Source organism: Mixta tenebrionis (genome assembly GCF_006517625.1).
GTDB lineage: Bacteria > Pseudomonadota > Gammaproteobacteria > Enterobacterales > Enterobacteriaceae > Mixta > Mixta tenebrionis.
In genome coordinates this window covers 111,102-137,587 of sequence record NZ_VHQI01000009.1, presented here as the reverse complement: position 1 = coordinate 137,587, position 26,486 = coordinate 111,102, and the positions used below count along the sequence as shown (strand labels likewise).

The following is a 26,486-nucleotide window of genomic DNA, read 5'->3' as shown; positions in this document are numbered from 1 at the left end:
GATAGCGCGGCGGCGAGAAAAACCGTGGCCGTCGTGAAGGCCAGCTACAGCAAGGACAGAGCGCAGATGGCTGCTGCGCTTATCAGTTAAGGTTACGCCGGTTAGCGTCACGCAGTCGTTGATTTATTCGCCTTAGTCATACTTGCGGGCAAAATCTTCATCGGTAGTACAGAGATAGATAATAAATTCAACGAAAGCGACGAGGGAAGGTATAAACGTCCAGCAAAAGAGCAGGTATAAGATGCCCTGACCAGGTTTACCCAGATAAAACTTGTGCGCGCCAATAGTGCCGAGGAAAAGGGCGAAAAGCGCCGCCGAGATACGACTTTTCCCCTGGCCGGCCGCAGATTGCGTAGCGCCGCAGCCGGGACAAGCTTTTGCGCTATTGTGAATTTGTTTACCGCAGCCACGACAAAAAACCATCTCTGACATAACCATTCCTGATTTATTCATAATTACAAGGAGCGGCATTTTATATTTGTTAGCTGTTGCGTTGACTTGATCAATATCACTCTGCACGTTAAGCCATGCCAGGATATCAGGCGGCGGCTCTTTTTGTAAAAGCGCTGTTGTGACGCTTTTGAACGCGTAGATTTTTTGTAGGATGAGCGCTATAAGCGTCGGTGGAAAAGCATACCGATAACGGCCGGCGTCAGGCTGTCCATAATCAACCTAAGGGGAAGACCATGAATATCAGCGATGTGGCAAAAAAAACCGGCCTGACCAGCAAGGCGATCCGCTTTTACGAAGAAAAAGGACTGGTTACGCCGCCGCTGCGCAGTGAAAACGGCTACCGCAGCTATACGGCTCGCCACCTTGAAGAGCTAACGCTGCTGCGCCAGGCGCGTCAGGTTGGCTTTAATCTGGATGAGTGCCGGGAACTGGTACAGCTGTTTAACAATCCCGCTCGTCACAGCGCCGATGTCAAAGCCCGCACCTTGCGAAAAGTAAAGGAGATTGAAGCGCATATTAATGAGCTGAACCTGATGCGCGAACGGCTGCTGGCGCTGGCGGAAATCTGCCCTGGCGATGAGAGCGCAGATTGTCCGATTATTAATAATCTGGCGGGCTGCTGTCACAGCGAACAGAATTGATATAACGTCGAAAAAGCGCTTAGCGTTCGCCCTGCTGGCGTGCCGGATGCTCAGATATTTGCGGGGCAATACGCAACGTAACGCCTTCCATACTTACCACTACCACACGCGTTCCGGCAGGCAGATCCTGCTGCGCCTGTACGCGCCAGCTGCCGTCTCCAATACGAACGTGTCCCAGTCCGTTAACCAGGTCCTCGGTGAGCGTCAGCGTCATGCCGACCATCTGTAGCGCACGCTGATTCAGTAACGCGTCCGGGCGGCGCTGACGTTTCGTTAGCCAGCGATACCAGAGGAAAACGGCAATCAGGGTCAACAGGGCGAAGAGCACACCCTGCGTTTCCCATGAAAGCGGAAGCGTCCAGCATAACAGCCCGACGCTAAGCGCAGCGATGCCGCTCCACAGTAAGTAACCGTTAGTGCCCAGCATCTCAGCGATTAACAGCAGGCCGCCCAGCGTTAGCCAGAACCAGTGCGGATGGCTTACCAAAGCGGCCAGCATTAACTGTCGCTCCGTGTTGTCCTGGTTTCATTCAGCAGTTCGCTGATGCCGGCAATGGAACCCATAATGCTGGTGGCATCCAGCGGCATCAGCACCACTTTACTGTTATTGGCGGCGCCGATCGCCTGCAGGGCGTCAGTATATTTCTGGGCGACAAAGTAGTTCACCGCCTGCACGTTACCTACCGAAATCGCTTCCGAAACCATCTGCGTTGCGCGCGCTTCCGCTTCCGCCTCGCGTTCGCGCGCTTCAGCCTGCAGAAAGGCCGCCTGACGATCGCCTTCCGCCTTCAGTATTTCAGACTGCTTTTCACCTTCGGCGCGTAAAATGGCCGCCTGACGGATACCTTCCGCCGCCAGAATATCGGCGCGCTTGGTGCGTTCCGCTTTCATCTGGGCATTCATGGCGGCGATCAGCTCCTGCGGCGGGCGCACATCGCGAATTTCAATACGCGTTACCTTTACGCCCCAGGGATTAGTGGCTTCATCAACGATATGCAGCAGACGGGTATTAATGCTGTCGCGCTGTGACAGCATCTCATCCAGCTCCATAGAACCAAGCACGGTACGAATATTAGTCATCGTCAGATTAATGATCGCCAGCTCTAAATTACTGACTTCATAGGCGGCACGCGCCGGATCGATCACCTGAATAAAACAGACGGCATCGATAGTGACATTGGCGTTATCTTTCGAAATAACTTCCTGCGAAGGTACGTCCAGTACCTGCTCCATCATATTGATTTTGCGACCAACGCGATCCATGAAGGGAACGACAAGATTAAGGCCGGGCTGCAGCGTTTTGGTATAGCGTCCAAAGCGCTCAACGGTCCACTGATAGCCCTGGGGTACGATCTTTACCCCTGACCAGACAATAATTAATGCGACAACAATAAGCACGGGGATAACGGCGAACATATAACCTCCAGACTGTTGAAAAACGGGCCCTTCCCCGGCCCGTTCTGCTGCTGATTAGTAGAGCAGGGAGTATAACAGGCGGCGGTATTTAGCTGCTAATGCGTCGCCGGTGCCCAGCGCCGCCAGAATTTCCTGCAGCATTTTACGCGCCTGGCCGTCCGCCGCATTTAAATCGGTTTTCAGATGGGTATACAGCAGTTCCAGCGCCTCTTCGTTGCGCCCCACCTGATGCAGCTGTAAAGCCAGCTGACTGGCCAGTTCGGCATTGCCCGGATCGCTTTCCAGCTGCTGCTGCAGTTGCTGAATTTCCGGCGTATCCGCCGCCTGTTTCAACAGATCGATCTGCGCCATCAGCCCCTGGTAACGGGTATCCTGATCCTGCAACGGCACTGCTTTTAATACCGTTTCCGCTTCGTCGCTGCGGTTGAGATGAATTAACGCTTCGGCCAGCAGAAAACCAGTTTCGCTTGACTGGTTGCTGAGCTGCCAGGCCTCTTTCAGCAGCGGCAGCGCTTCCAGATGTTTATCCTGCTGCATCAGTTCCAGCGCCTGTTGCGCTTTTAGCTCTTCTTCACGCGGCAGCACTTTCTGCAGCAGCGCGCGGATGGCCTCTTCCGGCTGCGGCCCCTGGAAGCCATCTACCGGCTGGCCGTTCTGGAACAGATAAACGGTGGGGATGGCGCGCAGGCCAAACTGTGAAGCCACCATCGGCTCGTTATCGCAATCGAGCTTCGCCAGCACGAACTGCCCGGCATACTCCTGCGCCAGCCGCTCCAGAACCGGCGTCAGTTGCTGGCAGTGCTGGCTGCGATCGGACCAGAAATAGAACAGCACCGGCACCGTCATGGATTGTTCCAGCGCCTGCTGCAGGTTGGATTCGTTGATATCAATAATCGAAGCTTGTAATGACATGTCTGGGTCTCTTTGTCTGATGACGTTGTTACGATATTGGGGCGTTGTACCTGGCTTCAAGCTAAATTTGCCTTGCTGCGCTAGTTACCGCGTAAAATGCGATCCAGCATCCAGCCGGGCAGCAAACGACGCAGCCAGCTCATAAGGTGCGCGACCAGCGTCACAGGGTAACGCAGCCGTGGATGTCGGCTTTCCAGCGCGTGGCGTAGCTTAGGCAGAATCGCTTCCGGCGGCAGGGTGAAACGCGCCGCGATGCCGGGGTTTTTTACCGGTTTATCGCGCTGCGTCTGATTGACGTTGGCGGTGAAATGAGTATGGATCGGGCCGGGCTCAATCAGGCTGACCTTAACGCCGCTGCCGTGCAGCTCCATGCGCAAGGCATCGCTCCAGGCCTCCAGCGCATATTTACTGGCGGCGTAGGCGCCGCGTCCGGGCGTGGCGATCAGCCCCATCACCGAACTGGTGTTAATAATTCTTGCCTCGCCGCTGGCGCGCAGCGCAGGCAGCAGCAGCATCGTCAGCTGGTGGGCGCCGAACAAATTGCTGGCGAACTGCTGTTCCAGCTGCCGGCGCGAAATGGTGGTTAGCGGGCCATACAGGCCGTAACCGGCATTGTTGAACAGCCCATAGAGGCGGTTTCCGGTTAGTGAAATTACCTGTTGCGCCGCCTGTATCACGCTCTCCTCATCGTCTAAATCGAGCTGAATGCCGCAAAAGCCCAGCGCATTCATCCGCTCCACGTCCGCTGTTTTACGACAGGCGGCCAGCACGCGATAGCCGCGCATCAGCAGATCCTGCGCGGCGACCAGCCCGATACCGCTGGAGCAACCGGTAATTAACACGTTTTTTTGCATAACTTTACGTCTCTGGCTTGTTTGCCGTTTATGATGCTAGGAGCCGCGCTTAACGGCAGGCGCCAGCGCCTGATCCATCAGCTCGGTAATAAAGGCCTGCGCGTCGGGCGCAGGGTGGATGCCGTCCTGCTGCATCCATTGAGGCTTTAAGTAAACCTGCTCCATAAAAAAAGGCACCAGCGGTATAGCGTACTGCTGAGCCAGTTTGGGATAGATGGCGCTGAATGATTCGGTATAGCGGCGGCCATAGTTGGCGGGCAGGCGAATCTGCATCAGCAGCGGCTCTGCGTTAGCGGCCTGCACCGTAGTGATGATTTTGCGTAAATCCTGTTCAATATTTTGCGGCGGGAAGCCGCGCAGCCCGTCATTGCCACCCAGCTCGATCAGCACCCAGCGCGGCTTATGCTGTTGCAGCAGCGCCGGCAGGCGCGCCAGCCCCTGGGCCGTGGTGTCGCCGCTGATGCTGCCGTTTATCACCCGCGGCTGTTGCTGCCATTTTTTATCCAGCAGCGCAGGCCAGGCCGCAGCGGCGGACATACGATAGCCGGCGCTCAGACTGTCGCCCAGCACCAGTAAAGTATCTGCCGAGGCTACGCGCGTCAGCAGCAGCAATAACAACAGGAAGGGATAATGCCAGCGGAAAACATTGTTGAAGTTCATCATCTTACTAAATCCGTCGGTGAAGGAGAGCATCAGCTGTTCATCCTTACCGGAGTTGAGCTGGTTGTCAAACCGGGAGAGAGCATCGCCCTGATCGGCGAGTCCGGCTCCGGCAAATCCACGCTGCTGGGGATTCTGGCCGGGCTGGACGACGGCAGCAGCGGCGAAGTACGGCTGTGCGGCCAGCCGCTACGGCAAATGAACGAAGAGCAGCGCGCCGCGCTGCGCGCGCGCCATGTCGGCTTTGTCTTTCAGTCATTTATGCTGGTGCCGACTCTGAACGCGCTGGAGAACGTGCAGCTGCCGGCGCTGCTGCGCGGCGAGCCGGAAAAGCAGAGCCGCGAGCAGGCGCAGGCCTTACTGGCAGAGCTTGGCCTGGGAAAACGTCTGCATCATTTGCCGGGGCAGCTTTCCGGCGGCGAACAGCAGCGGGTGGCGCTGGCGCGCGCCTTTAACGGGCGTCCCGACGTGCTGTTTGCCGATGAGCCGACCGGCAATCTCGATCGTCAAACCGGCGATCGCATTGCCGATCTGCTGTTTTCAATGAATCGCGACAGCGCGACCACCCTGATACTGGTCACTCATGATGCGCAGCTGGCGGCGCGCTGCGATCGACGCCTGCGCGTGCGCGACGGCAAGCTGTGGGAGGAAGCATGATTTGGCGCTGGTTCTGGCGCGAGTGGCGTTCGCCCTCGCTGCTGATTGTCTGGCTGGCGCTAACCCTTTCCGTCGCCTGCGTGCTGGCATTGGGTACGCTTGGCGATCGGATGGAGAAAGGCCTGTCGCAGCAGAGCCGCGAATTTATGGCGGGCGATCGCACCCTGCGCAGCACCTATCCCGCTCCGCAGGCGTGGCTGGATGAGGCGCAGCGGCTTGGGCTGAAAATCTCCGCTCAGCTTAGCTTTATGACCATGACCTTTGCCGGCGATACGCCGCAGCTGGCGTCGATCAAGGCGGTAGACGGCGCCTGGCCGATGTTCGGCGCGCTGCGCAGCGATCCGCCGGATCTGAAGCCGGCGCCGGGCAGCGTACTGCTGGCGCCGCGGCTGATGGCGCTGCTCGGCGTGAAGCCTGGCGATAAACTGGAGGTGGGCGACGCCACGCTGCGCATTGCCGGGACGATTCTGCAGGAGCCGGATGCCGGGTTTAATCCGTTTCAAACCGCGCCCCGGCTGTTAATGAATCTGGCGGATATCAGTCAAACCGGCGCGGTACAGCCCGGCAGCCGAACCACCTGGTTTTATAAGTTTGCCGGTGACGCTGAAGCGCTGGAGCGCTATGACGCCTGGATAACGCCCCGGCTGAAAACCGATCAGCGCTGGCTCAGCGTGGAAAACTCGGAGGATGCGCCCGCGCGGGCGATGCAGCGCGCGCAGCAGTTTTTATTGCTGTCGGCGCTGTTAACGCTGCTGCTGGCAATAGCGGCGGTAGCGGTAGCAATGAGCCACTACTGCCGCAGCCGCTACGATTTGGTGGCGGTGCTGAAAACGTTGGGAGCCGGACGCCATGCGCTGCGCAGGCTGATTATCGGGCAGTGGCTGGCGGTGCTGCTGTTGGCTGCGCTGGCGGGCGGCGCGCTGGGGGCGGGCTTCGAGGCGCTGCTGCTGAAAATGTTGCGCCCGATCCTGCCCGGCGAGTTGCCGGATGCCGGCATCTGGCCGTGGCTGTGGGCGCTGGGAACGCTGTTTATCATTTCGCTGCTGGTGGGATTGCGTCCTTATCGCCTGCTGCTGGCGACGCAGCCGCTGCGGGTGCTGCGCCAGGACGCCGTCGCGCCCGTCTGGCCGCTGCGCTACTACCTGCCGGCGATAGCGCTGGCGGTGACGGCGTTGCTGTTGTTGCTGGTGGGTAACAGTAAGCTGCTCTGGATACTGCTCGGCGGTATTGTACTGCTGGCGCTGCTGCTGGCTGCGTTAGGCTGGGGGGCGTTACAGCTGCTGGCGCGCCTCAGGCCGCGCGGACTGGCGCTGCGGCTGGCGGTAAATCGCCTGCTGCGCCAGCCCTGGACCACGTTGAGCCAGCTGGCTGCCTTTTCGCTCTCTTTTATGCTGCTGGCTTTGCTGCTGGTACTGCGCGGCGATCTGCTGGATCGCTGGCAACAGCAATTACCTGCCGACAGCCCTAACTACTTTTTGCTGAATATCAGCCGTGAGCAGGTGCCGCAGGTAGAACGTTTTCTCCAGCAGCATCAGATATCGCCCGGCACCTTTTACCCGGTTGCACGCGTACGCCTGACGGAGATCGATCACCAGGCGGTCGATCCGCGGATGGATAACGCGCTTAACCGCGAGCTGAATTTAACCTCGCTGGCGCAGCGCCCTGAACATAACCCGTTAGTTAAAGGAAGCTGGCCGCCGCAGATGGGCGAAGTATCTATGGAAGTTGAGCTGGCGGGGCGGCTGGGCGTGAAGCTGGGCGATACGCTGACCTTTACCGGCGATACGCAGCAGTTCAGCGCTAAAATCAGCAGCCTGCGCAAGGTTGACTGGGAAAGCTTACGGCCTAACTTCTTTTTTATTTTTCCGCCGGGAGCGCTGGATGAGCAGCCGCAAACCTGGCTGACCAGTTTCCGCTTTGATGGACACAACGAGGTGCTGGCGCAGCTCAACCGGACGTTTCCTACCCTCAGCCTGCTGGATATCGGCGCAATGCTGCGTCAGGTCGGCGAGATACTGACGCAGGTCAGCCAGGCGCTGGAGATTATGGTGGCGCTGGTCACCGTCTGCGGTTTATTGCTGCTGCTGGCGCAGATTCAGGTGGGTATGCGCCAGCGCCGCCAGGAGCTGATCGTCTACCGTACGCTGGGGGCCGGCAAAAAGCTGTTGCGTACCACCCTGTGGTGTGAATTTGCGCTGCTGGGGATAGTGGCCGGAACGGCGGCGGCGTTGGGCGCGGAAGCGGCGCTGTGGGGACTGCAGCGTAAAGTGTTCGATTTCCCCTGGCAGCCCGATTATCGGTTATGGCTGACGTTGCCGCTGAGCGGGGCGCTACTGCTTTCCCTGTGCGGCGGCTGGCTGGGAATCCGGCTGCTGCGCGGCAGGGCGCTGTTCCGCAGCTTTTGAAAGCTGTCCGCCGGGGGCGGACAGCCAAAGCCGCTAGCGCAGCGTATTCTGTGCCCAGGCGATGCCGCCGGCATAATCCGGCGGCAGCATGGGCGCTAACGCCGCCAGCGCTGCGATAAGGCGTGAGCTGTCCGTATCGCTCAGGTTGAGATGACCGACTTTGCGTCCGGGGCGCACCTCTTTTTCATACCAGTGCAGATGAACCAGCGGCTCGCTGAGCCACTGTGAATTCACCTCTGTGCCGATCAGATTAACCATTACCGCGGGGGCGTTTACTACCGGCGTCGGCAATGGCAGCTTGAGAATGGCGCGCAGATGCAGTTCAAACTGACTGATGGAGGCGCCGTTTTGCGTCCAGTGCCCGCTGTTATGCACCCGTGGCGCCAGTTCATTAATCAGCAGGCCTTCCGCTACGATAAAGCACTCCATCGCCATTACGCCGACATAGTTCAGCTGGTGCATAATGGCGCTGAGCATCTGCTCCGCCTGCTGCTGCAGAGCGCGATCTGGCTGCGGCAGCGCCACGCTGGTGCGTAAAATTCCTTCCTGATGCAGGTTGTGCGTCAGCGGATAAAATACCGTGGCGCCGTCATGTCCGCGAGCGCCGACCAGCGAAACTTCGCCGGAAAAATTAATACCCTGTTCAACAATACACTCGCCGTAGCATTCTGCCGGGAGCGTGGCGGTATCCGCCGCGCGCAGGCGCCACTGGCCGCGCCCGTCATAGCCGCCGGTACGACGCTTAACGATCGCCAGCTCGCCCAGGCGGGTAAAGATCTGCGGCCACTCGTCAGCAGCGGCAAGCAGCTGCCAGGGCGCGGTCGCCAGGCCCAGCCGATCGAGCAGCTGCTTTTGCGTCAGCCGATCGGCCAGCAGCGGAAAAACGTCGCGGTTGACAAAGGCGGCATGACGCGCCAGCTCGCGCGTCAGCGCCGTTTCCGGCCAGCGTTCGATTTCGGCGGTGATCACGCTTTGCTGAATCGGCAGCGCCTCCGGTTCGGCGTCAAGACCCACCGGATAAACCGCGATTCCCAGCGGCTCGCCTGCCTGGCGCAGCATCCGCCCCAGCTGTCCGTTTCCTAATACGCAAACCGGCTTCATGCTTCCTCCCGCGGATCGGGATGATTTAAAACTTCATCGCTCTGCGCCTGGCGCCAGGCAGCGAGACGCGCCGCCAGCTGCGCATCGTGAATCGCCAGAATCTGCGCCGCCAGCAGAGCGGCGTTGGCCGCGCCCGCTTTACCAATCGCCAGCGTCCCCACCGGAATGCCGCGCGGCATCTGCACAATAGAATAGAGGCTGTCGACGCCGCTTAGCGCCGCGCTTTGCACCGGCACGCCCAGCACCGGCACCAGGGTTTTCGCCGCCAGCATGCCCGGCAGATGCGCCGCGCCGCCAGCGCCGGCGATAATTACCTGCAAGCCGTTCTCCGCCGCGCCTTCGGCAAAGCTGAACAGCTTATCGGGCGTGCGGTGCGCGGAAACAATCTCAACATGAAAGGGAACGGATAACGCGGTGAGGATTTCCGCAGCGAACTGCATAGTGGCCCAGTCACTTTTCGAACCCATGACGATGGCGATGCGGATCGGGGCGGCGTTAAGAGACATGCGGATCTGACTCCTGTGATTGTGCAAAGGTCACCGGCGTGGTTGCCACGCGGTTGGGAAGGGCACAGAGAATAGCATGTCTGAACAGCAAGGAAAACGGTTGCGTCGCCGAAACAGCGGGAAGAAGGCGGCGCTGTTTCGCCGCTTCAGAAGGGGAAATGAATCAGGGTTAGCGCCTCTGGCGTCACTTCAATCATCGAGCCTGCATGGTGCCAGGCGCCGAGCACCAGCCGCTCCGCAGGCTGGCCGTTTACCAGCAGCGGATGCGTAGCGGGGCGATGCGTATGCCCGTGAATCAGCCACTGCACCTGATGGCGCTGCATCACGGCGCTCACCGCCTGCGCGTTAACATCCATAATGGCGGCGGATTTATGCTGATTGGCGTCTTTGCTGCCGTCGCGCATCCGTGCGGCAATACGCTGGCGTAAACGAAGCGGCAGCGCCAGAAACAGCCTTTGCAGCCAGCGTTGATGCACCTTGCGGCGGAAACGCTGGTAGCCTGCGTCATCGGTACAGAGCGTATCGCCATGCATAATCAGTACCGCTTTGCCGTAGAGCTGTACCACCTGCTCTTCCGGCAGCAGCGTCATGCCGCAGGCGCGGGCGTAGCGTTGACCCAGCAGGAAATCGCGGTTGCCGTGGATAAAGTAGACCGGCAGCGGCAGGGCGCGCAGCGCCGCGGCGATCTGCTGATGCAGCGGGTTGGGATCGTCATCGCCGATCCACGCCTCGAACAGATCGCCCAGAATATAGAGCGCGTCGGCCGTCTGCGCTTCGCGCTGTAAAAAATGCAGAAAACCGGCAGTAATTGCCGGTTCTTCCTGACACAGATGCAGATCTGCAATAAACAGCGTGCGTGACATTACTCGCTAACGGTCACTTTCTGGATCACGACATCTTCTTTCGGCACATCCTGATGCATGCCGCTGCGGCCGGTAGCAACCGCTTTGATTTTATCTACCACGTCCATGCCTTCCACTACTTCGGCGAAGACGCAGTAGCCCCAGCCCTGCAGGCTTTCGTCGCGGAAGTTGAGGAAGTCGTTATCCGCCACGTTGATGAAGAACTGCGCGGTAGCAGAGTGCGGAGCCGAGGTGCGCGCCATCGCCAGCGTGCCGCGGGTGTTTTTCAGGCCGTTATTGGCTTCGTTGCGGATTTCCGCTTTGGTCGCTTTCTGTTTCATGCCCGGCTCAAAACCGCCGCCCTGAATCATAAAGCCGTTGATCACCCGATGGAAAATGGTGTTGTCATAAAAACCTTCGCGGCAATAGTTCAGGAAGTTCTGCACGGTTTCAGGCGCTTTGTCATCAAATGTTTTGATCACGATATCGCCATGATTGGTCTGGAAAGTAACCATAATCTCGTCCTGTAACGGTTGGAGTTCTTAAGATACTGCTCCCGCGCTACTTTATTGCGCCAGGGCAGTTTTAACAGAGGCTTCTTATAACATAATTTCCCTCCTGACGTCAGCAGGGCGTGATGGTTATTCCCGTGCGCTTTAACGCCGGCGGCGGCCAGTGCGCTGCGTCCTTTCTTGCATTGCGCGGCGCTTACGTGAAAAATAGACTTCTCGTTCTGAAACCAGTTTCGTTTATCCGCACACGCTTATACGGAAAGTTCAATGCTTAAAATTTTTAATACCCTGACGCGTCAAAAAGAGGAATTTAAACCGATCCATGCCGGCGAAGTAGGCATGTACGTGTGCGGCATCACCGTTTATGACCTGAGCCATATCGGCCATGGACGTACTTTTGTCGCCTTTGATATCGTGGCGCGCTATCTGCGCTACTGCGGCTACCGGCTGAAATATGTGCGCAATATCACCGATATTGACGATAAAATCATCAGACGCGCCAATGAGAACCGCGAGTCGGTAGAAGATCTGACCAACCGGATGATTGCTGAAATGCACGCCGATTTTGCGGCGCTGAATATCCTGCCGCCCGATCTGGAGCCGCGCGCTACGCGTCATATCAGCGAAATTATCGAACTGGTGCAGCAGCTGATCGATCGCGGGCACGCCTATGTGGCGAGCAACGGCGATGTGATGTTCGCCGTCGACAGCGATCCTGAATATGGCTGCCTTTCCCGTCAGGATCTGGAGCAGCTGCAGGCGGGCGCGCGCGTCGAGGTCGCGGACGTTAAGCGTAACCCGATGGATTTCGTGCTGTGGAAAATGTCGAAGGCGGATGAGCCAAGCTGGCCGTCGCCGTGGGGCGCGGGGCGTCCCGGCTGGCACATCGAATGTTCCGCCATGAACTGCAAACAGCTGGGCGAACATTTCGATATCCACGGCGGCGGTTCCGATCTGATGTTCCCGCATCATGAAAATGAAATTGCGCAGTCCACCTGCGCCCATGACGGCCCCTACGTGAACTACTGGATGCACTCCGGCATGGTAATGGTGGATCGCGAGAAAATGTCGAAATCTCTCGGCAACTTCTTCACCATTCGCGATGTGTTGCAGCATTTTGATGCGGAAACGGTGCGCTACTTCCTGATGTCCGGCCACTATCGCAGCCAGCTAAACTATGGCGAAGAGAATTTGAAGCAGGCGCGGGCGGCGCTGGAGCGGCTCTATACCGCGCTGCGCCACACCGATGCCGACGCGCAGCCGGCAGGCGGCGAAGAGTTTGTCACCCGCTTCCGCGCGGCGATGGATGATGATTTTAATACGCCGGAAGCCTATTCGGTGCTGTTCGATTTAGCGCGTGAGGTCAACCGGCTGAAGGCGGAAGACAAGGACGCGGCGGACGGCATGGCGGCGCGCCTGCGCGAGCTGGCGGGCGTGCTTGGCCTGCTGGAGCAGGACCCGGAACTCTTCCTGCAGGGCGGCGCCCAGGATAATGATGAAGTGGCGGAAATCGAAGCGTTGATCAAAATGCGCAACGATGCTCGTCAGGCGAAAGATTGGGCGCAGGCCGATATCGCACGCGACAGGCTGAACGCGCTCGGCATCGTGCTGGAGGATGGACCGCAGGGCACCACCTGGCGCCGTAAATAAGTCACTAAGGCCGGTTCTGACCGGCCTTTTTTTCGCTGGCGCGCCAGCCACGAATTGCCACGCCGCTTTAAATCTGCTTTTTCCCCCGCCATCAGCTATATCTTTTTTACATTCTCTGGTCGATACCCGTCTTTTGGCGCCCGCGACGTGCTTTTGCTGTTTTTTGCATTATTTTGCCGTATATTGCTTTTCAGGAGGATTCATTATGCATAAAGCGGCTCGTCAACAAGCGCTGCTGGCGCTGCTGAGCGAACAGGGGCAGTCAAGCGTGGCGCAGCTTTCCCAGGCGCTGCGGGTATCGGTGGATACCGTGCGCCGCGATCTTAACGATCTGCAGCAGCAGGGGCTGGCGCAGAAAAACCACGGCGGGGCGATTGCGCTGGATGTGCCGGTGATGTCGCGCGCTGCCCGCAGCACATTGTTGAATGCGACGAAACAGCGGCTGGGGCGCGCCGTGGCGGCGCAGATCCCGCCGGGCGCTACGTTGATGCTGGATGCAGGCAGCACCCTGCTGGCGGTGGCTGAAGCGCTGACGGTTCCTGCCAGGGTGATTACCGCGTCGCTGGATATCGCCGTGGTCTTAAGCCAGCGCCCGCAGATTGAACTGATTTTACTGGGCGGCCAGTGGGACAGCGCTCAGCGCCTGTTTGCCGGCGCGGCCACGCTGGCGATGCTGCAACGCTATCGCGCTGATATCGCCATACTGGGCGCCTGCGCGGTGCATGCCGGGTTGGGGATCAGCGCTAGCCAGGAAGCCGATGCGGAAATCAAACGCGCCATGCTGGCCCTCAGTGCGCAACGCTGGCTGGTGGTCGATCATCTGAAATTAGACTGCTGCCAGCCGCACCAGGTTGCGGATTTGGCGGCAATGCAACGCCTGTTTATCGATCGTCCGTGGGATGCGCTGCCAGCCATGCCTGCCACCGACGTTTCTGTTATCCCTGAAGGAGAACACCATGAGTGACATCGCGACCGCAGGTAAAACGATCAATGTAGCGCTGACGGGCTACGGTTTTGCCGGGAAAACCTTTCATGCGCCGCTGCTTGCCGCGACGCCGGGAATTAATTTGTATGCTATCGTCTCCAGCGATGCGGCTAAAGTTCACGCGGACTTTCCACAGATAACGGTTTTTGCCGACGCACAGCAGGCGATCGCGCATCCTGAAGTGGATCTAATCGTCATCGCGTCGCCTAATGCTACCCATGCGCCGCTTGCGCGGCAGGCGCTGGAAGCGGGCAAGCATGTGGTGGTAGATAAGCCTTTTACCCTGGATATGCAGGAGGCGCGCGAGCTGATCGCGCTGGCGCAGGAGAAAGGGCTGCTGCTTTCCGTATTCCATAACCGCCGCTGGGACAGCGATTATCTGGGCGTGCGTCAGGCGATAGAGCAGGGCGCGGTGGGAAAAGTGGCGCAGTTTGAATCGCATATTGACCGCTTCCGCCCGCAGGTGCGCGTGCGCTGGCGCGAACAAAACGTGCCGGGCAGCGGCCTGTGGTTCGACTTAGGGCCGCATCTGATCGATCAGGCGCTGCAGCTGTTCGGGCTGCCGGAGAGCGTGCAGGGCAATATCGCCACGCTGCGTGAACAGGCAGAGGTGAATGACTGGGCGCATGTGGTTCTGAATTATCCGACACATCGGGCGATCCTGCATTGCAGTATGCTGGTGGCGGGCGGCGTTTCGCGCTTTAGCGTGCACGGTAATAAAGGCAGCCTGATTAAAGCGCGCGCCGACCAACAGGAGAGCCAGCTGCTGGCTGGCCTGACGCCCGGCAGCGCCGGCTGGGGCGCAGATAAGGATGCGATGACGCTCTATAGCGGCGAAGAAGCGCCGCGTCAGTTACCGACGCCGGCAGGCGATCAGCGTCAGTATTATATCCAGATCGCCAGAGCGCTAAACGGGCAGCAGGAGAATCCGGTGCCGCCTTTACAGGCGCTGGCGGTGATGGCGGTACTGGAGGCGGCGGTTAAGGCTTCTGCAAACGGCCAGGCACAGCGACCTGAGCTGAGCGCTGAGGAAATAGCTGCGCTGCGCTTCCCACAAATTCAGTAAGCTTCCAGCCAGGTAAAAAAACAGCCGGATTAACCGGCTGTTTTTATCAGGCAACCACCGTGACGCGCTGCCCGTCAAATTCTACCGTTTGACCGGCAACGATCTTGCAGCGCTTGCGCGTCTCTGTTTGTCCATCCACGGTGACCAGTCCGTCGGCGATCAGGTTCTTCGCTACCGCGCCGCTCTCTACCCAGCCTTCAAGCTTCAGTAGATCGCAGAGATCGACATGCGCATGTTTACCCAGGGAAAATGTAGCCATCAGGCAGCTCCTTTATCATGATACTCTTCACACGCCTGCAGCGTATTCTGAATGAGCGTGGCTACAGTCATCGGCCCTACGCCGCCCGGAACCGGCGTAATCCAGGCTGCACGCTCGGCAGCAGCGTCAAACTCGACGTCACCCACCACTTTACCGCTGTCGAGGCGGTTAATGCCGACATCGATAACAATCGCGCCGGGTTTGATCCAGTCGCCGGGTATAAAACCGGGTTTACCCACCGCAACCACCAGCAGATCGGCATGTGCAATATGGTGGCGCAGATCTTTAGTAAAGCGATGGGTGACGGTAGTGGTGCAGCCCGCCAGCAGCAGCTCCAGGCCCATCGGGCGGCCAACGATATTGGAAGCGCCAACGACTACCGCATTTAAACCGTAGGTATCGATCTGATAGCGTTCCAGCAGGGTGATGATGCCGCGCGGCGTGCAGGGACGCAGCAGCGGCGCGCGCTGACAAAGGCGGCCAACGTTATAAGGATGAAAACCATCGACATCTTTATCCGGGACGATGCGCTCCAGCACCTTAACGTTATCGATACCCGCCGGTAGCGGCAGCTGAACCAGAATGCCATCAATATCGGTGTCGTTATTCAGCCTGTCGATCAGCGCTAACAGCTCGCTTTCGCTGGTGCTGGCCGGCAGATCGTAAGAGCGCGAGATAAAACCAACTTCTTCACAAGCGCGGCGTTTGCTGCCGACATAAATCTGCGATGCGGGATCTTCACCTACCAGCACTACCGCCAGGCCGGGCGCGCGTTTGCCATCGGCCAGTCGCTGTTTTACCTTTGCAGCAACCTCAAGGCGCACCTGCTGCGCAATCGTTTTACCATCAATAATTTTTGCTGCCATCAGGAAAAGAATCCATCACTATGAGTCAATCGGGGAAATAGCGCATATTTTGGCAGAAGCGCGTCCCGCTGTCAGTCTGAATCACGCGGGCTGGTTACATCTTCACCGAAGAAGAGGGCATGGCGGTAAAAACGTTGACTCACTCTCTCTGCGCCGTATAATTCGACTCGACTCACCAAAGCGCCCTTAGCTCAGCTGGATAGAGCACCGGCCTTCTAAGCCGTAGGTCACAGGTTCGAATCCTGTAGGGCGTGCCATTAGTTTTCAATTAGTTACGCAACTCTTAATCCTGTCTGATTTCCTCCTTGTGTCGTATTTGCGTCGTTGTCATCCCAAATTGAGTCAATTTTGCGCGCAATCAGAAAGGCGTGATAAACACCTGGTGGAAAAAACACATTGTTTAAGGCCACACCGTGCAGCCTTTGTAAACATTTACAGATCTGCCCCGGCAATCTTGAGAACATCTTCGAGAACGGCATAGGGAATTTTACAGCAGGTGAGAGTTTCCGTTATATTCAGCATTTCCATCTCACTGGCGGTCACAAAGACATAGTTTCCAAAAGAGGTAACGCGCGTGGTTTCGTAGTCATCCCGAAACATTTCAAAAAAACTAACGCTTAATGCGGTGGAATTTATTACCAGGGTCATGTTTACCTCTTACTTTTTTGGTGATTGATTATCATACCTGCGTCATTAGCTTCAGCAAAGTCCCCTGTGGCTTACACAGTATTATTCCTGATGGTCAGCATTGCCTGCAACGTGCCTGCGCTCAGGAGAAGCGCTATATCATTTATACGTTTCCTGATTTTTCTGAGATTAAAATCTGCTTATCCGCTAAATGGTCAGCGCCAGATAAAGGTAATGCTGCACCATTTCGATACTTTACCAGCCGCCCATTTCGCACAGCGATAATTACTTCCGCTCAACAAGCCGGTATGTCGGATGAAGCGCTCTGCGTGAAACGGGAAACTCTCCTTGCTTATTTACCTGCGTCATCCCCTACGCTGATTATCTGAATTGATATTTTTATTGCAGGAAAATTCTTATATCAAGGCGGGGGGGTAAGCCTGTAACGTGTTTAATATGGTTGCAAGTGATTGTAAAATAGAAATGTTTTCTCTCTTTAATTGAATTGATAACCCTCGTTTGAGGTCTGTTTATTCAGGAGCTTTGTTTTGCCTGCGATGAACAAATGCCCCGAACTGGCTGCGGCATAATAAAAATTTTATTAAAGCAGGGCGGACCGGAAAATGAAGTTCGCGGTAATTCTTTTTTTATTTATACAGGATACACACGCCATGTCTGATACTGATTTAACAGCTGTAACGGGTTCGTTTTAATGGGCGACGCTGCAAGTTAAAGCGGGAAAACGTGCTTTACGAGCATTATGGAAAGATAAGAAAATGTATATTGTTCGTAATCCAGACAAGAAAAATCAGGTGGTCACAAAAAATGATTATCTTGCTAATGCTGGTATAGCTATTGGTAAATCATTTGATTATTTACCTTGTGTTGAAATATGCACGACTGATGGAGGCTACCGGGACAAGTTGATCTGGAGGCAACAGACTGGATTTTAGGTGAAGAAGCGCCAGAACAATCAGAACATATGCTTATTTTGGATATTAAAAACGGTTACAAATATCTTAACAAAGAACTTGATGAGGAAATTTGGTGCTTTCATTACAGGAATGTAAATAGTGGAGACAAGGTTTATTGTGGTGAGGCTGAAGTTATTGAAGATAATGTTAATTTAGCGTCTTATGTCCCAGTGACATGTTTTTATTATCATGAGGCAATACATATATAATGTTCAATGTGGCGATATAAGACTAAGCCTTTCTATTTCTAAAGAACATTGGCTGCAGGCAAAGGAAATATTAGTCAATAAAGCTTTAAAAATAACAGTTGATAATGAAGTTATTTATTTAGGAGAGCCATCATCCGTTGAAGTAATCGAGGGTGATTTTATGATAAATTTCATTTATAATTCATCCGTTCTCAAGATGAGATTAAAAGAAAAAATGCAGAAAAAAGATATATTAAAAAGATATTGTATTGACTGGTATGATATTTAATTTATATTAAAATATAAATTTAGACCGCCTTTGGGCGGTTTTTACAGGAGTTATAGCAATAGTTGCACAACGTTGTCACAGAAAAAGCAATATTAACTGTTTTCAGTGGCAGGTTTTCGCCTGCCAGCATATCAGTATGAGGATAAATAACCAGAATATGTACTACTCTCAGCTATGCTGCGGGTTAACTACCTGACCGATCCCTTTGCCTTCTAAAATTTCATTCGGATCGGCAAAAAAATCGAGATTAAAATAAGTATCTTCCGTCAGCAGTTCGATGCGATGCCAGTACTGCGGCGGGCTGATGCCAAAATGCCCGGCTTCAATCACCACTTCCATTTCCGGTGTAGTATCATGTTCACTGGCAAAACCGAAATATTTTACTGCCCCCTGCATGACCGACAGCCGACCATAAACACCCTGTTTAGTGTTGTGATTTGTCAGTAAGGCCTGTGGCACCGTTTCTCTGGTCCAGAACGGCGTTGAGCGCGTATGACGAAAATGAACGGGGATGGGTAAAGCCATTATAATTCTCTCCGACAGTCGATTTTTACCAGCCGCACACGTTGGTTTCTTCATCAGATTCATAGCCGCGCACGATATTAATCAGCTCTTTAACCGAATCGGCAGCGCTCAACGGATCTTTTAACTCTTCAAGACTGGTGAAATCTTTATCCACGGAAACGCCGTTATTATTGTTGGTCACCGTCAGGATAAATTTCCCTGAATCATTGCCTGCTGTTGAAAGCCCGCTGACCAGTTCCGCCACCGCCTGCGCCGCAATATCCGGGATATAGAGCGACATCGGTTTCAGATACACTTTGCTGGCGGTTTCATTATTGTTACGGTTAGATACCGCTAAGGAATAACCTTTATTTTCAGGAGTCATGATGAATACCTTAACCTTCAATTAATATTTTAGGATCAACGTAAAAATCAACGCTGAATATCGTATCGTCGGATAATGCTTCAATGTTGTGCCATGTTTCTGGTGGAAATACGGCAAATTCACCGGCGTTGATAACCATCTTTTGTATAGGGTCTGGACTGGTTTCGTCAGCATAGCCATAGTAGCAAATAGTGCCTTGCAGAACGCTTAAACGTGGATAAACGCCCTGGCGGGTTCCGGCATCAAGATGGCGCTTCCAGATAGAGGCCGGAGCCGTTTCCTTCGTCCAGAATGGCGTAGAGCGGGTGTGGATATAATTTGCTGGTATTACAATACGTTGCATGTTTCATCCTTATTGTTATCAATTAACCCCGGCTGGCGGCAAGGTTAAAAGCATATGTTGCATATCATATACCTGTTTTAAGATTTATCAGCTACTCTTTTAGAGGGTAATATTCCGTGGCTCCTGATACTCAGAAAGTATTATTAACAATGTAGCAGCAGAGAAGAAAACTGAGATTAATTTTAGCAAAGCAGACGAATATAGCCTTTTCAGCACCGCTTTTCTGGCAGCGGTTAGCTGAAGAAAACTTTTATAAAAGCGGAGTAAATTACCGGAGGGTTTTATCTGCCGGTTATACAGCATTTGTAAAATAAGACGCCGAATATCCCTTTTGTTAAATTCTGGCTCTGATATTTTGATCGGGAGGCACTGGCCTTAAGGCAGGTGCAGAGCTGGCGGCAGGGTAAAGATTTAATGTACCGGACATGATAATTTATTAATTGGCGTTTTTTGGCCTGCCGCGAAAAATCGCCAGGAAGCAGCGCCATTTTTAACTGGATGTTTAGTTGCTTATCCCGCAGGCCGGCGTCGACGGATGATTAACCGCTGAGGGTTGGCAATATGTAACTTAGGGGATGGCCGTTGCCTTTGAAGGCTCTGCAAAACTGACGTGGGATGTTAATATCAGGGAAAATGATGGCAGGGCGCGGCCAACGCGTTGCTGTAACAGGGAAAGTTAATTAAAAGCGGACGGCGATCGCTTTACTCAGGGAGGGAGGTTATGCGAGGGATGATTTTACTGGCTGCCGTTGCGTCACTGCTGCCTGCTGCCTGTCGGCAGCAAACCGCACCCGTTACGCCGCAGACGCAGGCGTCGCAGGTCTATCAAATAGCGGCGCTGATTGCCGGTACGCGCTATCTGAAAAACCAGTGCGCCTATGCCGGCCTGCCTGCGGATGGTCAGATCGAGCTGGCCGCCTATCAGGCCGCCGATCGACGCGGCTGGCAGTTAACTTCCGGGGTTGCCGGGCAGAGCGAGCAGCTTTACCAGCAGCTGCTGCATGACGCGACGCCTCAGGCGACGCAGTGTCAGGAGTTTCGTCAGCTGCTGCAGCCGTTCCTTACCACATTGCCAAAGGCGTAACCATCTGCCACCAGCCTGCGATAGCGAGGCATGGACCAAAAGGGAAAGCGCCATCCTCCCGGAGCCTCCCCGTCAGACGCAGCAGCAGAAACAGGCCGATGCCCGCCAGCGAGGCCGCTGTTAATAATATGGGCAGCCGTTGCCAGCCGCACCAGGCGCCCAGCGCGGCAAGCAGCTTAAAATCACCGTAGCCGAGGCCCTCTTTCCCGCTGAGCAGCAGGAAACTCCAGTAGAAGATCCAGAGAAACAGATAGCCCGTAACGGCGCCTACTACGGCGTCGGCGAGTGGCGCGATCGCGCCATGCAGGTTTGCCAGCAGCCCCAGCCAGAGCAACGGCAGCGTTAGCACATCAGGCAGCAGCATCTGCTCCAGATCGATCGCTAAAAGCGCGATCAGCAGCCAGCTGCCTGACGCCAGGCAAAGCGCGTACCACCCAGGCGGCCAGCACCAGGCTATCCAGCCGGTACAAAGCGCCGTGGTCAGTTCGATCAGCGGGTAACGCAGGCTAATCGAAACGCGGCAATGATGACAGCGCCCGCGCAGCAGCAGCCAGCTCAGCAGCGGAATGTTGTGGTAAAACGGGATGGTTTGCAGGCAGCAGGGGCAGCATGAGCGGGGCAGGAACAAATTAAAGCGCTCAGGAAAACCATCCTCCTTTGTATTGCTGTCGGCTCGTCGCATCATCACGGGAAGACGCCAGATCACGCAGTTAAGCACGCTGCCGGCGACCAGGCCCGTCAGCAGCATACACGCCAGCCATTCATTCGCGCTCATTGACATTCTCCCTGTTCGGGGCGCTGCCGATCCAGTCCTCCAGCGCATCCAGGATAATCACCCGCTCGCCGCGCTCAAGAATAACCAGCGACGGCTGAATTTGCGCCACGACTTCGCCGCAGGGCAGCCGATCGCCCTCCAGATAGCGCTGGCCGTTAAACGTGACGCTGCGGCGGCGCGGCTCATCGGCGTAAACGTGCGCGCTGTAGCGCAGCGGCGCCAGTTCGCCATCAATACAGACGTGCGGCGATAGCGCTGCCGGGGCGAGAGCTGGCGCCGGCAAGGCGGTGGAAGATTCCGCTGAAACAGCGGACGGCGGTGGATAGCGATAGGCTGCCCAGATGCCGGAAGCGGACCAGCCCAACAGGGTGAAGAGGATGGCGTAAACGATCAGCAGCCAGCCCGGAATACGGTAACCGCCTAATGTTAAAGCGTTGCCCATCTGCCTGATACCTCCATAAATCGTTGTCCGTTATCGCCCGCCCGCGTGGCAAGCTCCGTCAGCCGTCGCCACTGCGGCGGCAAATCAGCCGGTACACGTAGCCGCATGCGAAAATGGTAGCCTCCTGCGCGATCGATATTTCCCTGTCCGGCGGCGTGCAGCCTGTGCGGTTCCTGTAACGCAATAAGCAGCCGCTGCGGCTGGCAGCTGAAGGTCAGCTTCGGTTCGCCGGCAATCGCGCGCTGATGATTCATTATCAGCGCCGCATCGCGCCAGACGAGGGTCGCCTGTAGCCGCCGGCAGCCCGCGTCGTCCAGATGCAGCTGCTGCAGCGTCAGCGTCAGTTCGCCTGCGCTGCTAAACGGCGGCGATGCGTCGATCAGCGCCAACGCCTCCTGCGCGGATATCTGCCAGCGTCCGTTGGCGAGCCGCCAGCCGTCCTTCCAGCCCAGGGTTACCGCGCCGTGACCACTATTCCCCTGCGCCGTCAGGCGGATAGTCGGCAGGCCGTAGCGCCATTGCCAGCGCCACGTCAGCTGCTGTAGATCCAGCTGGCGCCAGCGCAGCTGCCGCAGGCTGCCGGACCAGAGGGAACCCTCTGCGCCAGCCGTCTGAATTTGTGCCGGCAGCGCCCAGGCAATTAACGCCGCGGGAGCGGTGATGATTAGCGCGATAACGTACGCCAGCAGGAAAAATATCGCGTAACGGCAATGCTTCATCAACGCCTCTCCAGCTGCAGGGTATCGACGTCAACCTGACCGTTTACCGCGGCGGCATGTAGCCCGATCTCGGTTATCCGCAGCGCCTGCCTGGTTTCCAGCTCTGCTATCCATTGCAGCAGCTTGTCGCCATCCACCGGCGCCAGCCGTAGCGTTATCTTCCCGTTCTGCACCTCTACCTGCGTGAGCGAGATGCTGCTGGCGCTGGCGCTTTGTCGCAGCAGCAGCGGAAGATCCTGTACCTTTACCGCGCGAGTCGGCAGTTGACGAAGCTGCTGCGTCAGCCGCCGCTGACGCTGTTGCTCATGCGCGATGGATTCCTCCAGCGGGCGCCATACGCCCAGCCACAGAAAAGCGGTAAGCAGTACCAGCGCGAGAGCGATCAGCAGTAAGCGCTCACGCTGAGTTTGTTGTCGCCATCGGGTTTTTATTCGCTTCATGGCTGATGCTCCCGTAGCGCCAGTATCAGTTCGCCATTTTCCGCCGCCTGCAGTCGAAAGCTGTGTGCAAGACGTTGGCGCGCCTGGCTGAGGTCTTCCGGTTGCCCGCGCAGCCTGAGCCGCAGGCGTGGCGAGGCGGCGAGGTAGTGCAGGCGCTCAATCGTGACGCCCTGCGGCAGAGCGGGGAGCTGCGCCAGCAGCGAAGAGAAGGTGGGATTGCTCTCCTGTTGGGCGGCAAGGCGTAGCGCCGCCTGACGTTCAGCTGCGCTTTTGCCCGGAAAGCGCCGCTGAAGCTGCTGTTCCAGCGCTTCGGTCCGCTGCGTCGTCTGCCGCCAGAGCAGCCCCTGCTGAATAAACAGCAGGCCGAGCGCCGCGCAGGCGGCGATCAGCGGCCGGCGCCACGGCGCGGCGCGTAAGGGGGAAGGCGCCGGCAACAGGGACAGGGTTTGTTGAGGAATAGCACTGGCCAGCAGGGTTAACCCATCCTGCGCCGGACGCGCGCGCCAGCGCGCCAGGTTTTCCGGCAGGGGGCCATAGCAATCGACATGGCCCGGCGTGGCCTGCTCACGCTGCCAGGCCGTATGCCAGAGCGCCAGCCAGCTGGCATCCACTCCGGCGCCCTGCCAGCGTCCGGTACGCAGCAGCCAGCGATCCTGCCAGTAGAGCGCGCTGGCCCCGGCGGGATTCAGCGGCAGCAGCAGCGCATCCGGCGTTATGTGCGATAAACGTATGCCCGCCGCGCGGAACGGCGCCGTCCACTCGGCCAGCCGCGCGCTTGCTACGGTCGCTACCCACAGGTCTTGCCCTTCCGACGCCAGTGGAATAAAGGTGACGTCTGTGGGCGGAAGAGCCAGCTTTTCCTCCAGCAGCCAGGGCAGCGTCCGCATTCCCGCAGCGTCATGCTTGCCGGGCAGGTTTACGCAGTGAATGACCACATCGCACATCGGCACCAGCAGATGCCAGGCGTCGGCGGGAAAACGGGCGGCCAGCGTAGCCAGCTCTGCGCCAGCCAGCTCGCCCCGCTGGCCGTCCGCTTCGCCGCGTTCGTTTATCCGCAGCCATAAGAAGCGCGCTGCAGGCGCCGTACCGGCACAGATCGCCAGGCGATAGCGTTGCCGGCTGCCGTTTTTCATTCTTCCTCCATTTCCGGGTAGCGCCGCAGCACGCTGACCTTACCGTTTTTGCGCTGCAGCAGGCTGTACTGTCGGTAATCCACATCCGCCATCCGGGCGGTTACGCGTAAAGTAAAATAGTTGCTGTTAAGCGTCAGGTAGCGCCGCTGGCCCGCCAGCGGCTCCAGCCCGGCAACCGCCTGCTCCAGCGTCTCCCAGCCCGCCGCCGGGCGTTGCTTAAGCCAGCGTAAAATTTCGCTCTGGCTGCTGTCGGGCAGCAGCGCCGCCAGCAATAGCCACTGCTCCGGCTGTAACGTATTCAGATTAAGCGTGAAATTTTTTTCCGGTAAGACGCATACCAGCGGACGAAGCTGCTGCAAAATGTCGGGGGTAATGCCGCGCACCGGACGTAATTCACTGCTATGCCACAACGGCTGGCTGGCGGTGAGAAAGGGCGGATCGCTGGCCTGGTAGCTGTCGTCTTTCGCCCCGCCGGAACGGTTTTTTACTCCGCCGTCGAGCCAGTCCGCTATTGCCGCGCCCAGGCGTTCGGCCTGCAAAGGTTCGAGCTGCAGCAGCCGCAGCAGGCGGATAAAGATGCGCTGGATATCCTCATCGTCGGGCAGCGCGTTTATATTGAAACAGCTGCGCGCATCACGTATTCGCACCTCAAGCTCGCCATCCGGCAGCATAAATAGCGGCCCCGCGGTCGCCCACTGCTGCGCAAGATGAGTGTGTCGGACATCGTCCACCGCATCCTGCAGCAGCGCCATCGCGGCGATATTTTCCGCCGCCGCGGCATGCCATTTGCCCTGCAGGCGCTGATGCAGGTGCAGGCTATAGTGAAAGCTGAAAAACCAGCGTTCGGTCACCACCGTAACCAGCGCAACGATAACCGCCAGCAGCAGCAGCACCGTCAGCAGCGCCATGCCCCGTTGTTTCATTTCCCCTCCGTTAACAGAAAGCGCCGCGTAAGCGTGCTCCCTTCCGTCAGCTCCAGCCTGATTTCAACAGCCTGAGGTAAGCCTTCGCTTTCCTGCCACTGACGCTGCCAGCCGCCCTGGCGCCAGTAGCGCAGCTGCAACGCCCTGACGCCGCCGAGCAGGCGCTGGCGGTGCAGGCCGCTATCCGTCGGCATATCCGGATAATCGAGGTAGTCACGCATCAGCGCGCCTTCTGCCAGACGGTAAGCCACCCGCTGCAGCGTGGAACGGGCCAGCCGATCGCCGGGATTGAGCCAGCCGCCGTGGGTAAAGATGATGGCATCATCGCCGCTGCGTCCTGCGCTGGCGCGTGGCGAGGCTCCGGCCATAACGCCGGGCGTGCGCACCGGGCGCGGGATCATGGCGGAAAAATCGCGTTCCATCAGCGCAAACGCATGCTGAATTTGCGCCAGCCGCTGTGCGTGGCGGGCGGAAAAACGCTCCAGGGCGATGCTCTGTTGCAGCAAACGGCTGCCCATCAGCCCCAGCACGGCAAAAATCGCCAGCGCCAGCACCATTTCCAGCAGGGTAAACCCGGCGATACGCCCGTTCACTGGCGCACCACGTAAGTGCGCAGCACCGTAACGGGCGAACGGTTTTCATGCCAGGGTGCTGACGAGACCTCAATTTCCAGCGTTCGCACCTCTGCGCGGTGCGTTTCAACGCCGCGCCAGCGCCAGTACCAGCGTCGGCCTGCCTGTTCGCTCTCTCCTGCCGTCCAGCGCAGCGGCGGCCAGACTTTTTTTAACCGCAGCTCGACCAGCTGGTTTTCCGCCGTCCAGTCGGCCCAGGTTTTTTCCTCCAGCCGGCCGGTTCCGGTCGCCAGCTGCCCCAGGCCTTGCAGCAGCGAGAGCGCGGCGAGCGAGAAAATCGTCAGCGCTACCAGAACTTCCAGCAGCGTCATGCCGCTATAGCGCTTCATCGGACGCCTCCGTAAGTGCGACGCGCCCCTCAGCGTCAACCGCGATCGTCGCCTGCAGCTGCTCCCGGTAGAGATAGCGCAGCCGGAAGGGCGTGATTTCTCCGCCCGGCAGCAGCAGCACCTGCGGCGCGTCGCCGGCGGACTGGACGCCGGAAACGCTTAACCGCAGCCGCCATTCGGCAGGCAGACGCTGGGCGCCGCCCCGGCCTGGCAAAGCGAAGGCGTGCCAGCGGCGATTGCGCCACTCCATCAGCTGCCAGCGGTTGTCGCTCACTCTCAGGCCATAGGCGCGTCCATCCAGCGCCGCCTGGCGCGCCAGCGCGTTGACGATATCGGCCAGCCGTGCGCCTTCCTGCGGCGCCCGGTAACGTCCGCTAATGTTGTTGGCCGCCACCAGCGTCGCTCCCAGGCTGAGCAACAGCAGCACCAGCATCAGCTCCAGCAGCGTGAAGCCGCGGGCGTTAGCGGCTCTGAACCATATTGCTGATGTCGTCATCCGTGCCATACTCGCCGTCGGCGCCAGCCGAAAGGATATCTACCGCGCTATATTCGCCCGGCTGCCGCAGCCGGTAAGGGTTCCCCCAGGGATCTTTCGGCAGGCGGCGGATATAGCCGCCTTCAGGATAGCCGGGAGGAATAGGTTCGACGGTGGGTTTGGCCACCAGCGCCTCCAGCCCCTGCTCGCTGGTGGGATAGCGGTGGTTATCCAGCCGGTACATATCCAGCGCGCTCTCCAGTGCGTTAATATCGCTGATGGCTTTCTGCCGATCTGCCCTGTCTTTATTGCCCATCAGGTTTGGCACCACAAGGCTTGCCAGAATGCCGAGAATGACAATCACCACCATTATTTCCAACAGGGTAAAACCGGCCTGGGGCGATGCTTTAGCCGAGCCAGGTTGCATAAGATGTACCTC

Annotated in this window: 34 protein-coding genes and 1 tRNA gene; 9 read left to right on the top strand and 26 right to left on the bottom strand. The window is 57.5% G+C overall.

Translation table 11 applies throughout. The features are described 5' to 3' along the window. Positions 1-132: 132 nt before the first annotated feature. A complete protein-coding gene (locus tag FKM52_RS15485; RefSeq protein WP_141177103.1) occupies positions 133-432 on the bottom strand; it encodes a TM2 domain-containing protein in 300 nt (99 codons plus the stop codon). Positions 433-686: 254 nt separating this feature from the next. Between FKM52_RS15485 and cueR the strand changes: the two genes are divergently transcribed. Next, complete coding sequence (gene cueR, locus FKM52_RS15480) at positions 687-1,094, top strand: Cu(I)-responsive transcriptional regulator (protein WP_141177057.1); 408 nt, start codon at positions 687-689, stop codon at positions 1,092-1,094. 19 nt (positions 1,095-1,113) lie between these two features. Here the strand turns inward: cueR and FKM52_RS15475 are convergent, their stop codons facing one another. The 5 genes from FKM52_RS15475 to tesA all read right to left on the bottom strand — a co-directional run bounded on the left by FKM52_RS15475 (position 1,114) and on the right by tesA (position 4,936). Further along, a complete protein-coding gene (locus FKM52_RS15475) occupies positions 1,114-1,593 on the bottom strand; it encodes an NfeD family protein (protein ID WP_141177056.1) in 480 nt (159 codons plus the stop codon). After that, on the bottom strand, positions 1,593-2,510 hold the full coding sequence (locus FKM52_RS15470; RefSeq protein ID WP_141177055.1) for an SPFH domain-containing protein: 918 nt from the start codon (positions 2,508-2,510) through the stop codon (positions 1,593-1,595). The genes FKM52_RS15475 and FKM52_RS15470 overlap by 1 nt, the downstream gene beginning before the upstream one ends. A gap of 54 nt (positions 2,511-2,564) precedes the next feature. Next, positions 2,565-3,422 carry a thioredoxin family protein gene (locus FKM52_RS15465; protein ID WP_141177054.1) on the bottom strand — a complete coding sequence of 286 codons (858 nt, stop codon included), beginning with the start codon at positions 3,420-3,422 and terminating at the stop codon, positions 2,565-2,567. 80 nt (positions 3,423-3,502) lie between these two features. Next, positions 3,503-4,276: an SDR family oxidoreductase gene (locus FKM52_RS15460; protein WP_141177053.1), complete on the bottom strand. Its 774-nt coding sequence runs from the start codon at positions 4,274-4,276 to the stop codon at positions 3,503-3,505. A gap of 36 nt (positions 4,277-4,312) precedes the next feature. Continuing rightward, positions 4,313-4,936 (bottom strand): multifunctional acyl-CoA thioesterase I/protease I/lysophospholipase L1, encoded by a 624-nt coding sequence (gene tesA, locus FKM52_RS15455; RefSeq protein WP_141177102.1) that lies wholly within the window; start codon positions 4,934-4,936, stop codon positions 4,313-4,315. On the opposite strand from tesA, the gene ybbA reads away from it, so the two are divergent. After that, a complete protein-coding gene (gene ybbA / locus FKM52_RS15450) occupies positions 4,907-5,593 on the top strand; it encodes a putative ABC transporter ATP-binding protein YbbA (protein WP_141177052.1) in 687 nt (228 codons plus the stop codon). The two genes, tesA and ybbA, sit on opposite strands and share 30 nt — an antisense overlap. Then, complete coding sequence (gene ybbP / locus FKM52_RS15445) at positions 5,590-7,998, top strand: putative ABC transporter permease subunit YbbP (protein WP_141177051.1); 2,409 nt, start codon at positions 5,590-5,592, stop codon at positions 7,996-7,998. The genes ybbA and ybbP overlap by 4 nt, the downstream gene beginning before the upstream one ends. Positions 7,999-8,031: 33 nt before the next feature. Here the strand turns inward: ybbP and purK are convergent, their stop codons facing one another. From purK to ppiB, 4 genes are all read right to left on the bottom strand, one after another. After that, the gene (purK, locus tag FKM52_RS15440; RefSeq protein WP_141177050.1) at positions 8,032-9,099 is read right to left on the bottom strand and encodes a 5-(carboxyamino)imidazole ribonucleotide synthase; all 1,068 of its coding nucleotides are present in this window, start codon (positions 9,097-9,099) and stop codon (positions 8,032-8,034) included. Next, positions 9,096-9,605: a 5-(carboxyamino)imidazole ribonucleotide mutase gene (purE, locus tag FKM52_RS15435; protein ID WP_141177049.1), complete on the bottom strand. Its 510-nt coding sequence runs from the start codon at positions 9,603-9,605 to the stop codon at positions 9,096-9,098. The genes purK and purE overlap by 4 nt, the downstream gene beginning before the upstream one ends. 146 nt (positions 9,606-9,751) lie before the next feature. Continuing rightward, positions 9,752-10,468, bottom strand: coding sequence for a UDP-2,3-diacylglucosamine diphosphatase (gene lpxH, locus FKM52_RS15430; RefSeq protein ID WP_141177048.1), 717 nt, complete (start codon positions 10,466-10,468; stop codon positions 9,752-9,754). After that, positions 10,468-10,962 carry a peptidylprolyl isomerase B gene (gene ppiB, locus FKM52_RS15425; RefSeq protein WP_141177047.1) on the bottom strand — a complete coding sequence of 165 codons (495 nt, stop codon included), beginning with the start codon at positions 10,960-10,962 and terminating at the stop codon, positions 10,468-10,470. The genes lpxH and ppiB overlap by 1 nt, the downstream gene beginning before the upstream one ends. Before the next feature lie 264 nt (positions 10,963-11,226). Between ppiB and cysS the strand changes: the two genes are divergently transcribed. The 3 genes from cysS (at position 11,227) to FKM52_RS15410 (ending at position 14,660) form a co-directional block, all read left to right on the top strand. Then, positions 11,227-12,609: a cysteine--tRNA ligase gene (cysS, locus tag FKM52_RS15420; RefSeq protein WP_141177046.1), complete on the top strand. Its 1,383-nt coding sequence runs from the start codon at positions 11,227-11,229 to the stop codon at positions 12,607-12,609. 205 nt (positions 12,610-12,814) lie between these two features. Continuing rightward, positions 12,815-13,573 carry a DeoR/GlpR family DNA-binding transcription regulator gene (locus tag FKM52_RS15415; protein WP_141177045.1) on the top strand — a complete coding sequence of 253 codons (759 nt, stop codon included), beginning with the start codon at positions 12,815-12,817 and terminating at the stop codon, positions 13,571-13,573. Then, positions 13,566-14,660 carry an oxidoreductase gene (locus tag FKM52_RS15410; protein WP_141177044.1) on the top strand — a complete coding sequence of 365 codons (1,095 nt, stop codon included), beginning with the start codon at positions 13,566-13,568 and terminating at the stop codon, positions 14,658-14,660. The genes FKM52_RS15415 and FKM52_RS15410 overlap by 8 nt, the downstream gene beginning before the upstream one ends. Before the next feature lie 46 nt (positions 14,661-14,706). On the opposite strand, the gene ybcJ is transcribed toward FKM52_RS15410, so the two are convergent. Next, positions 14,707-14,919, bottom strand: coding sequence for a ribosome-associated protein YbcJ (gene ybcJ / locus FKM52_RS15405; RefSeq protein WP_141177043.1), 213 nt, complete (start codon positions 14,917-14,919; stop codon positions 14,707-14,709). Further along, positions 14,919-15,785, bottom strand: a complete 867-nt coding sequence (gene folD, locus FKM52_RS15400) for a bifunctional methylenetetrahydrofolate dehydrogenase/methenyltetrahydrofolate cyclohydrolase FolD (RefSeq protein ID WP_141177042.1) — start codon at positions 15,783-15,785, stop codon at positions 14,919-14,921. Before folD ends, ybcJ begins: the two co-directional genes overlap by 1 nt. Before the next feature lie 180 nt (positions 15,786-15,965). Here folD and FKM52_RS15395 point away from each other — a divergent pair. Next, a tRNA-Arg gene (locus FKM52_RS15395) sits at positions 15,966-16,042 on the top strand. A 175-nt stretch (positions 16,043-16,217) separates the two neighbouring features. Here FKM52_RS15395 and FKM52_RS15390 read toward each other — a convergent pair. Continuing rightward, complete coding sequence (locus tag FKM52_RS15390; RefSeq protein ID WP_141177041.1) at positions 16,218-16,433, bottom strand: hypothetical protein; 216 nt, start codon at positions 16,431-16,433, stop codon at positions 16,218-16,220. Between the two features lie 1,142 nt (positions 16,434-17,575). Between FKM52_RS15390 and FKM52_RS15385 the strand changes: the two genes are divergently transcribed. Beyond that, positions 17,576-17,863, top strand: coding sequence for a hypothetical protein (locus FKM52_RS15385; RefSeq protein WP_141177040.1), 288 nt, complete (start codon positions 17,576-17,578; stop codon positions 17,861-17,863). Between the two features lie 168 nt (positions 17,864-18,031). On the opposite strand, the gene FKM52_RS15380 is transcribed toward FKM52_RS15385, so the two are convergent. From FKM52_RS15380 to FKM52_RS15370, 3 genes are read right to left on the bottom strand one after another with little or no spacing between them, the layout of a single operon-like run. Then, the gene (locus tag FKM52_RS15380) at positions 18,032-18,388 is read right to left on the bottom strand and encodes a TehB family protein (protein WP_141177101.1); all 357 of its coding nucleotides are present in this window, start codon (positions 18,386-18,388) and stop codon (positions 18,032-18,034) included. 25 nt (positions 18,389-18,413) lie between these two features. Further along, on the bottom strand, positions 18,414-18,752 hold the full coding sequence (locus FKM52_RS15375) for a DUF1869 domain-containing protein (protein WP_141177039.1): 339 nt from the start codon (positions 18,750-18,752) through the stop codon (positions 18,414-18,416). A 10-nt stretch (positions 18,753-18,762) separates the two neighbouring features. Beyond that, on the bottom strand, positions 18,763-19,095 hold the full coding sequence (locus FKM52_RS15370) for a TehB family protein (protein WP_141177038.1): 333 nt from the start codon (positions 19,093-19,095) through the stop codon (positions 18,763-18,765). A 721-nt stretch (positions 19,096-19,816) separates the two neighbouring features. On the opposite strand from FKM52_RS15370, the gene gspS reads away from it, so the two are divergent. Then, positions 19,817-20,179: a type II secretion system pilot lipoprotein GspS gene (gspS, locus tag FKM52_RS15365; RefSeq protein ID WP_141177037.1), complete on the top strand. Its 363-nt coding sequence runs from the start codon at positions 19,817-19,819 to the stop codon at positions 20,177-20,179. Here gspS and FKM52_RS15360 read toward each other — a convergent pair. The 10 genes from FKM52_RS15360 to gspG are packed head-to-tail and all read right to left on the bottom strand — an operon-like array spanning position 20,157 to position 26,474. Continuing rightward, on the bottom strand, positions 20,157-20,954 hold the full coding sequence (locus FKM52_RS15360; protein WP_246085541.1) for a prepilin peptidase: 798 nt from the start codon (positions 20,952-20,954) through the stop codon (positions 20,157-20,159). The genes gspS and FKM52_RS15360 overlap by 23 nt on opposite strands. Next, the gene (locus tag FKM52_RS15355) at positions 20,941-21,396 is read right to left on the bottom strand and encodes a general secretion pathway protein GspB (RefSeq protein WP_141177035.1); all 456 of its coding nucleotides are present in this window, start codon (positions 21,394-21,396) and stop codon (positions 20,941-20,943) included. The genes FKM52_RS15360 and FKM52_RS15355 overlap by 14 nt, the downstream gene beginning before the upstream one ends. Next, entirely contained in the window at positions 21,381-22,115 is a 735-nt protein-coding gene (gspN, locus tag FKM52_RS15350) for a type II secretion system protein N (protein WP_141177034.1), read from the bottom strand. Before gspN ends, FKM52_RS15355 begins: the two co-directional genes overlap by 16 nt. Beyond that, complete coding sequence (gspM, locus tag FKM52_RS15345; protein ID WP_141177033.1) at positions 22,115-22,555, bottom strand: type II secretion system protein GspM; 441 nt, start codon at positions 22,553-22,555, stop codon at positions 22,115-22,117. Before gspM ends, gspN begins: the two co-directional genes overlap by 1 nt. Then, a complete protein-coding gene (gene gspL / locus FKM52_RS15340; protein WP_141177032.1) occupies positions 22,552-23,688 on the bottom strand; it encodes a type II secretion system protein GspL in 1,137 nt (378 codons plus the stop codon). Before gspL ends, gspM begins: the two co-directional genes overlap by 4 nt. Further along, positions 23,685-24,611 (bottom strand): type II secretion system minor pseudopilin GspK, encoded by a 927-nt coding sequence (gene gspK / locus FKM52_RS15335; protein WP_141177031.1) that lies wholly within the window; start codon positions 24,609-24,611, stop codon positions 23,685-23,687. Before gspK ends, gspL begins: the two co-directional genes overlap by 4 nt. Beyond that, complete coding sequence (gene gspJ / locus FKM52_RS15330; RefSeq protein ID WP_141177030.1) at positions 24,608-25,204, bottom strand: type II secretion system minor pseudopilin GspJ; 597 nt, start codon at positions 25,202-25,204, stop codon at positions 24,608-24,610. Before gspJ ends, gspK begins: the two co-directional genes overlap by 4 nt. Then, positions 25,201-25,572, bottom strand: a complete 372-nt coding sequence (gspI, locus tag FKM52_RS15325; RefSeq protein ID WP_141177029.1) for a type II secretion system minor pseudopilin GspI — start codon at positions 25,570-25,572, stop codon at positions 25,201-25,203. Before gspI ends, gspJ begins: the two co-directional genes overlap by 4 nt. Next, a complete protein-coding gene (gene gspH / locus FKM52_RS15320) occupies positions 25,559-26,068 on the bottom strand; it encodes a type II secretion system minor pseudopilin GspH (protein ID WP_160250573.1) in 510 nt (169 codons plus the stop codon). Before gspH ends, gspI begins: the two co-directional genes overlap by 14 nt. Further along, on the bottom strand, positions 26,034-26,474 hold the full coding sequence (gene gspG / locus FKM52_RS15315; protein ID WP_141177027.1) for a type II secretion system major pseudopilin GspG: 441 nt from the start codon (positions 26,472-26,474) through the stop codon (positions 26,034-26,036). Before gspG ends, gspH begins: the two co-directional genes overlap by 35 nt. Positions 26,475-26,486: the final 12 nt, after the last annotated feature.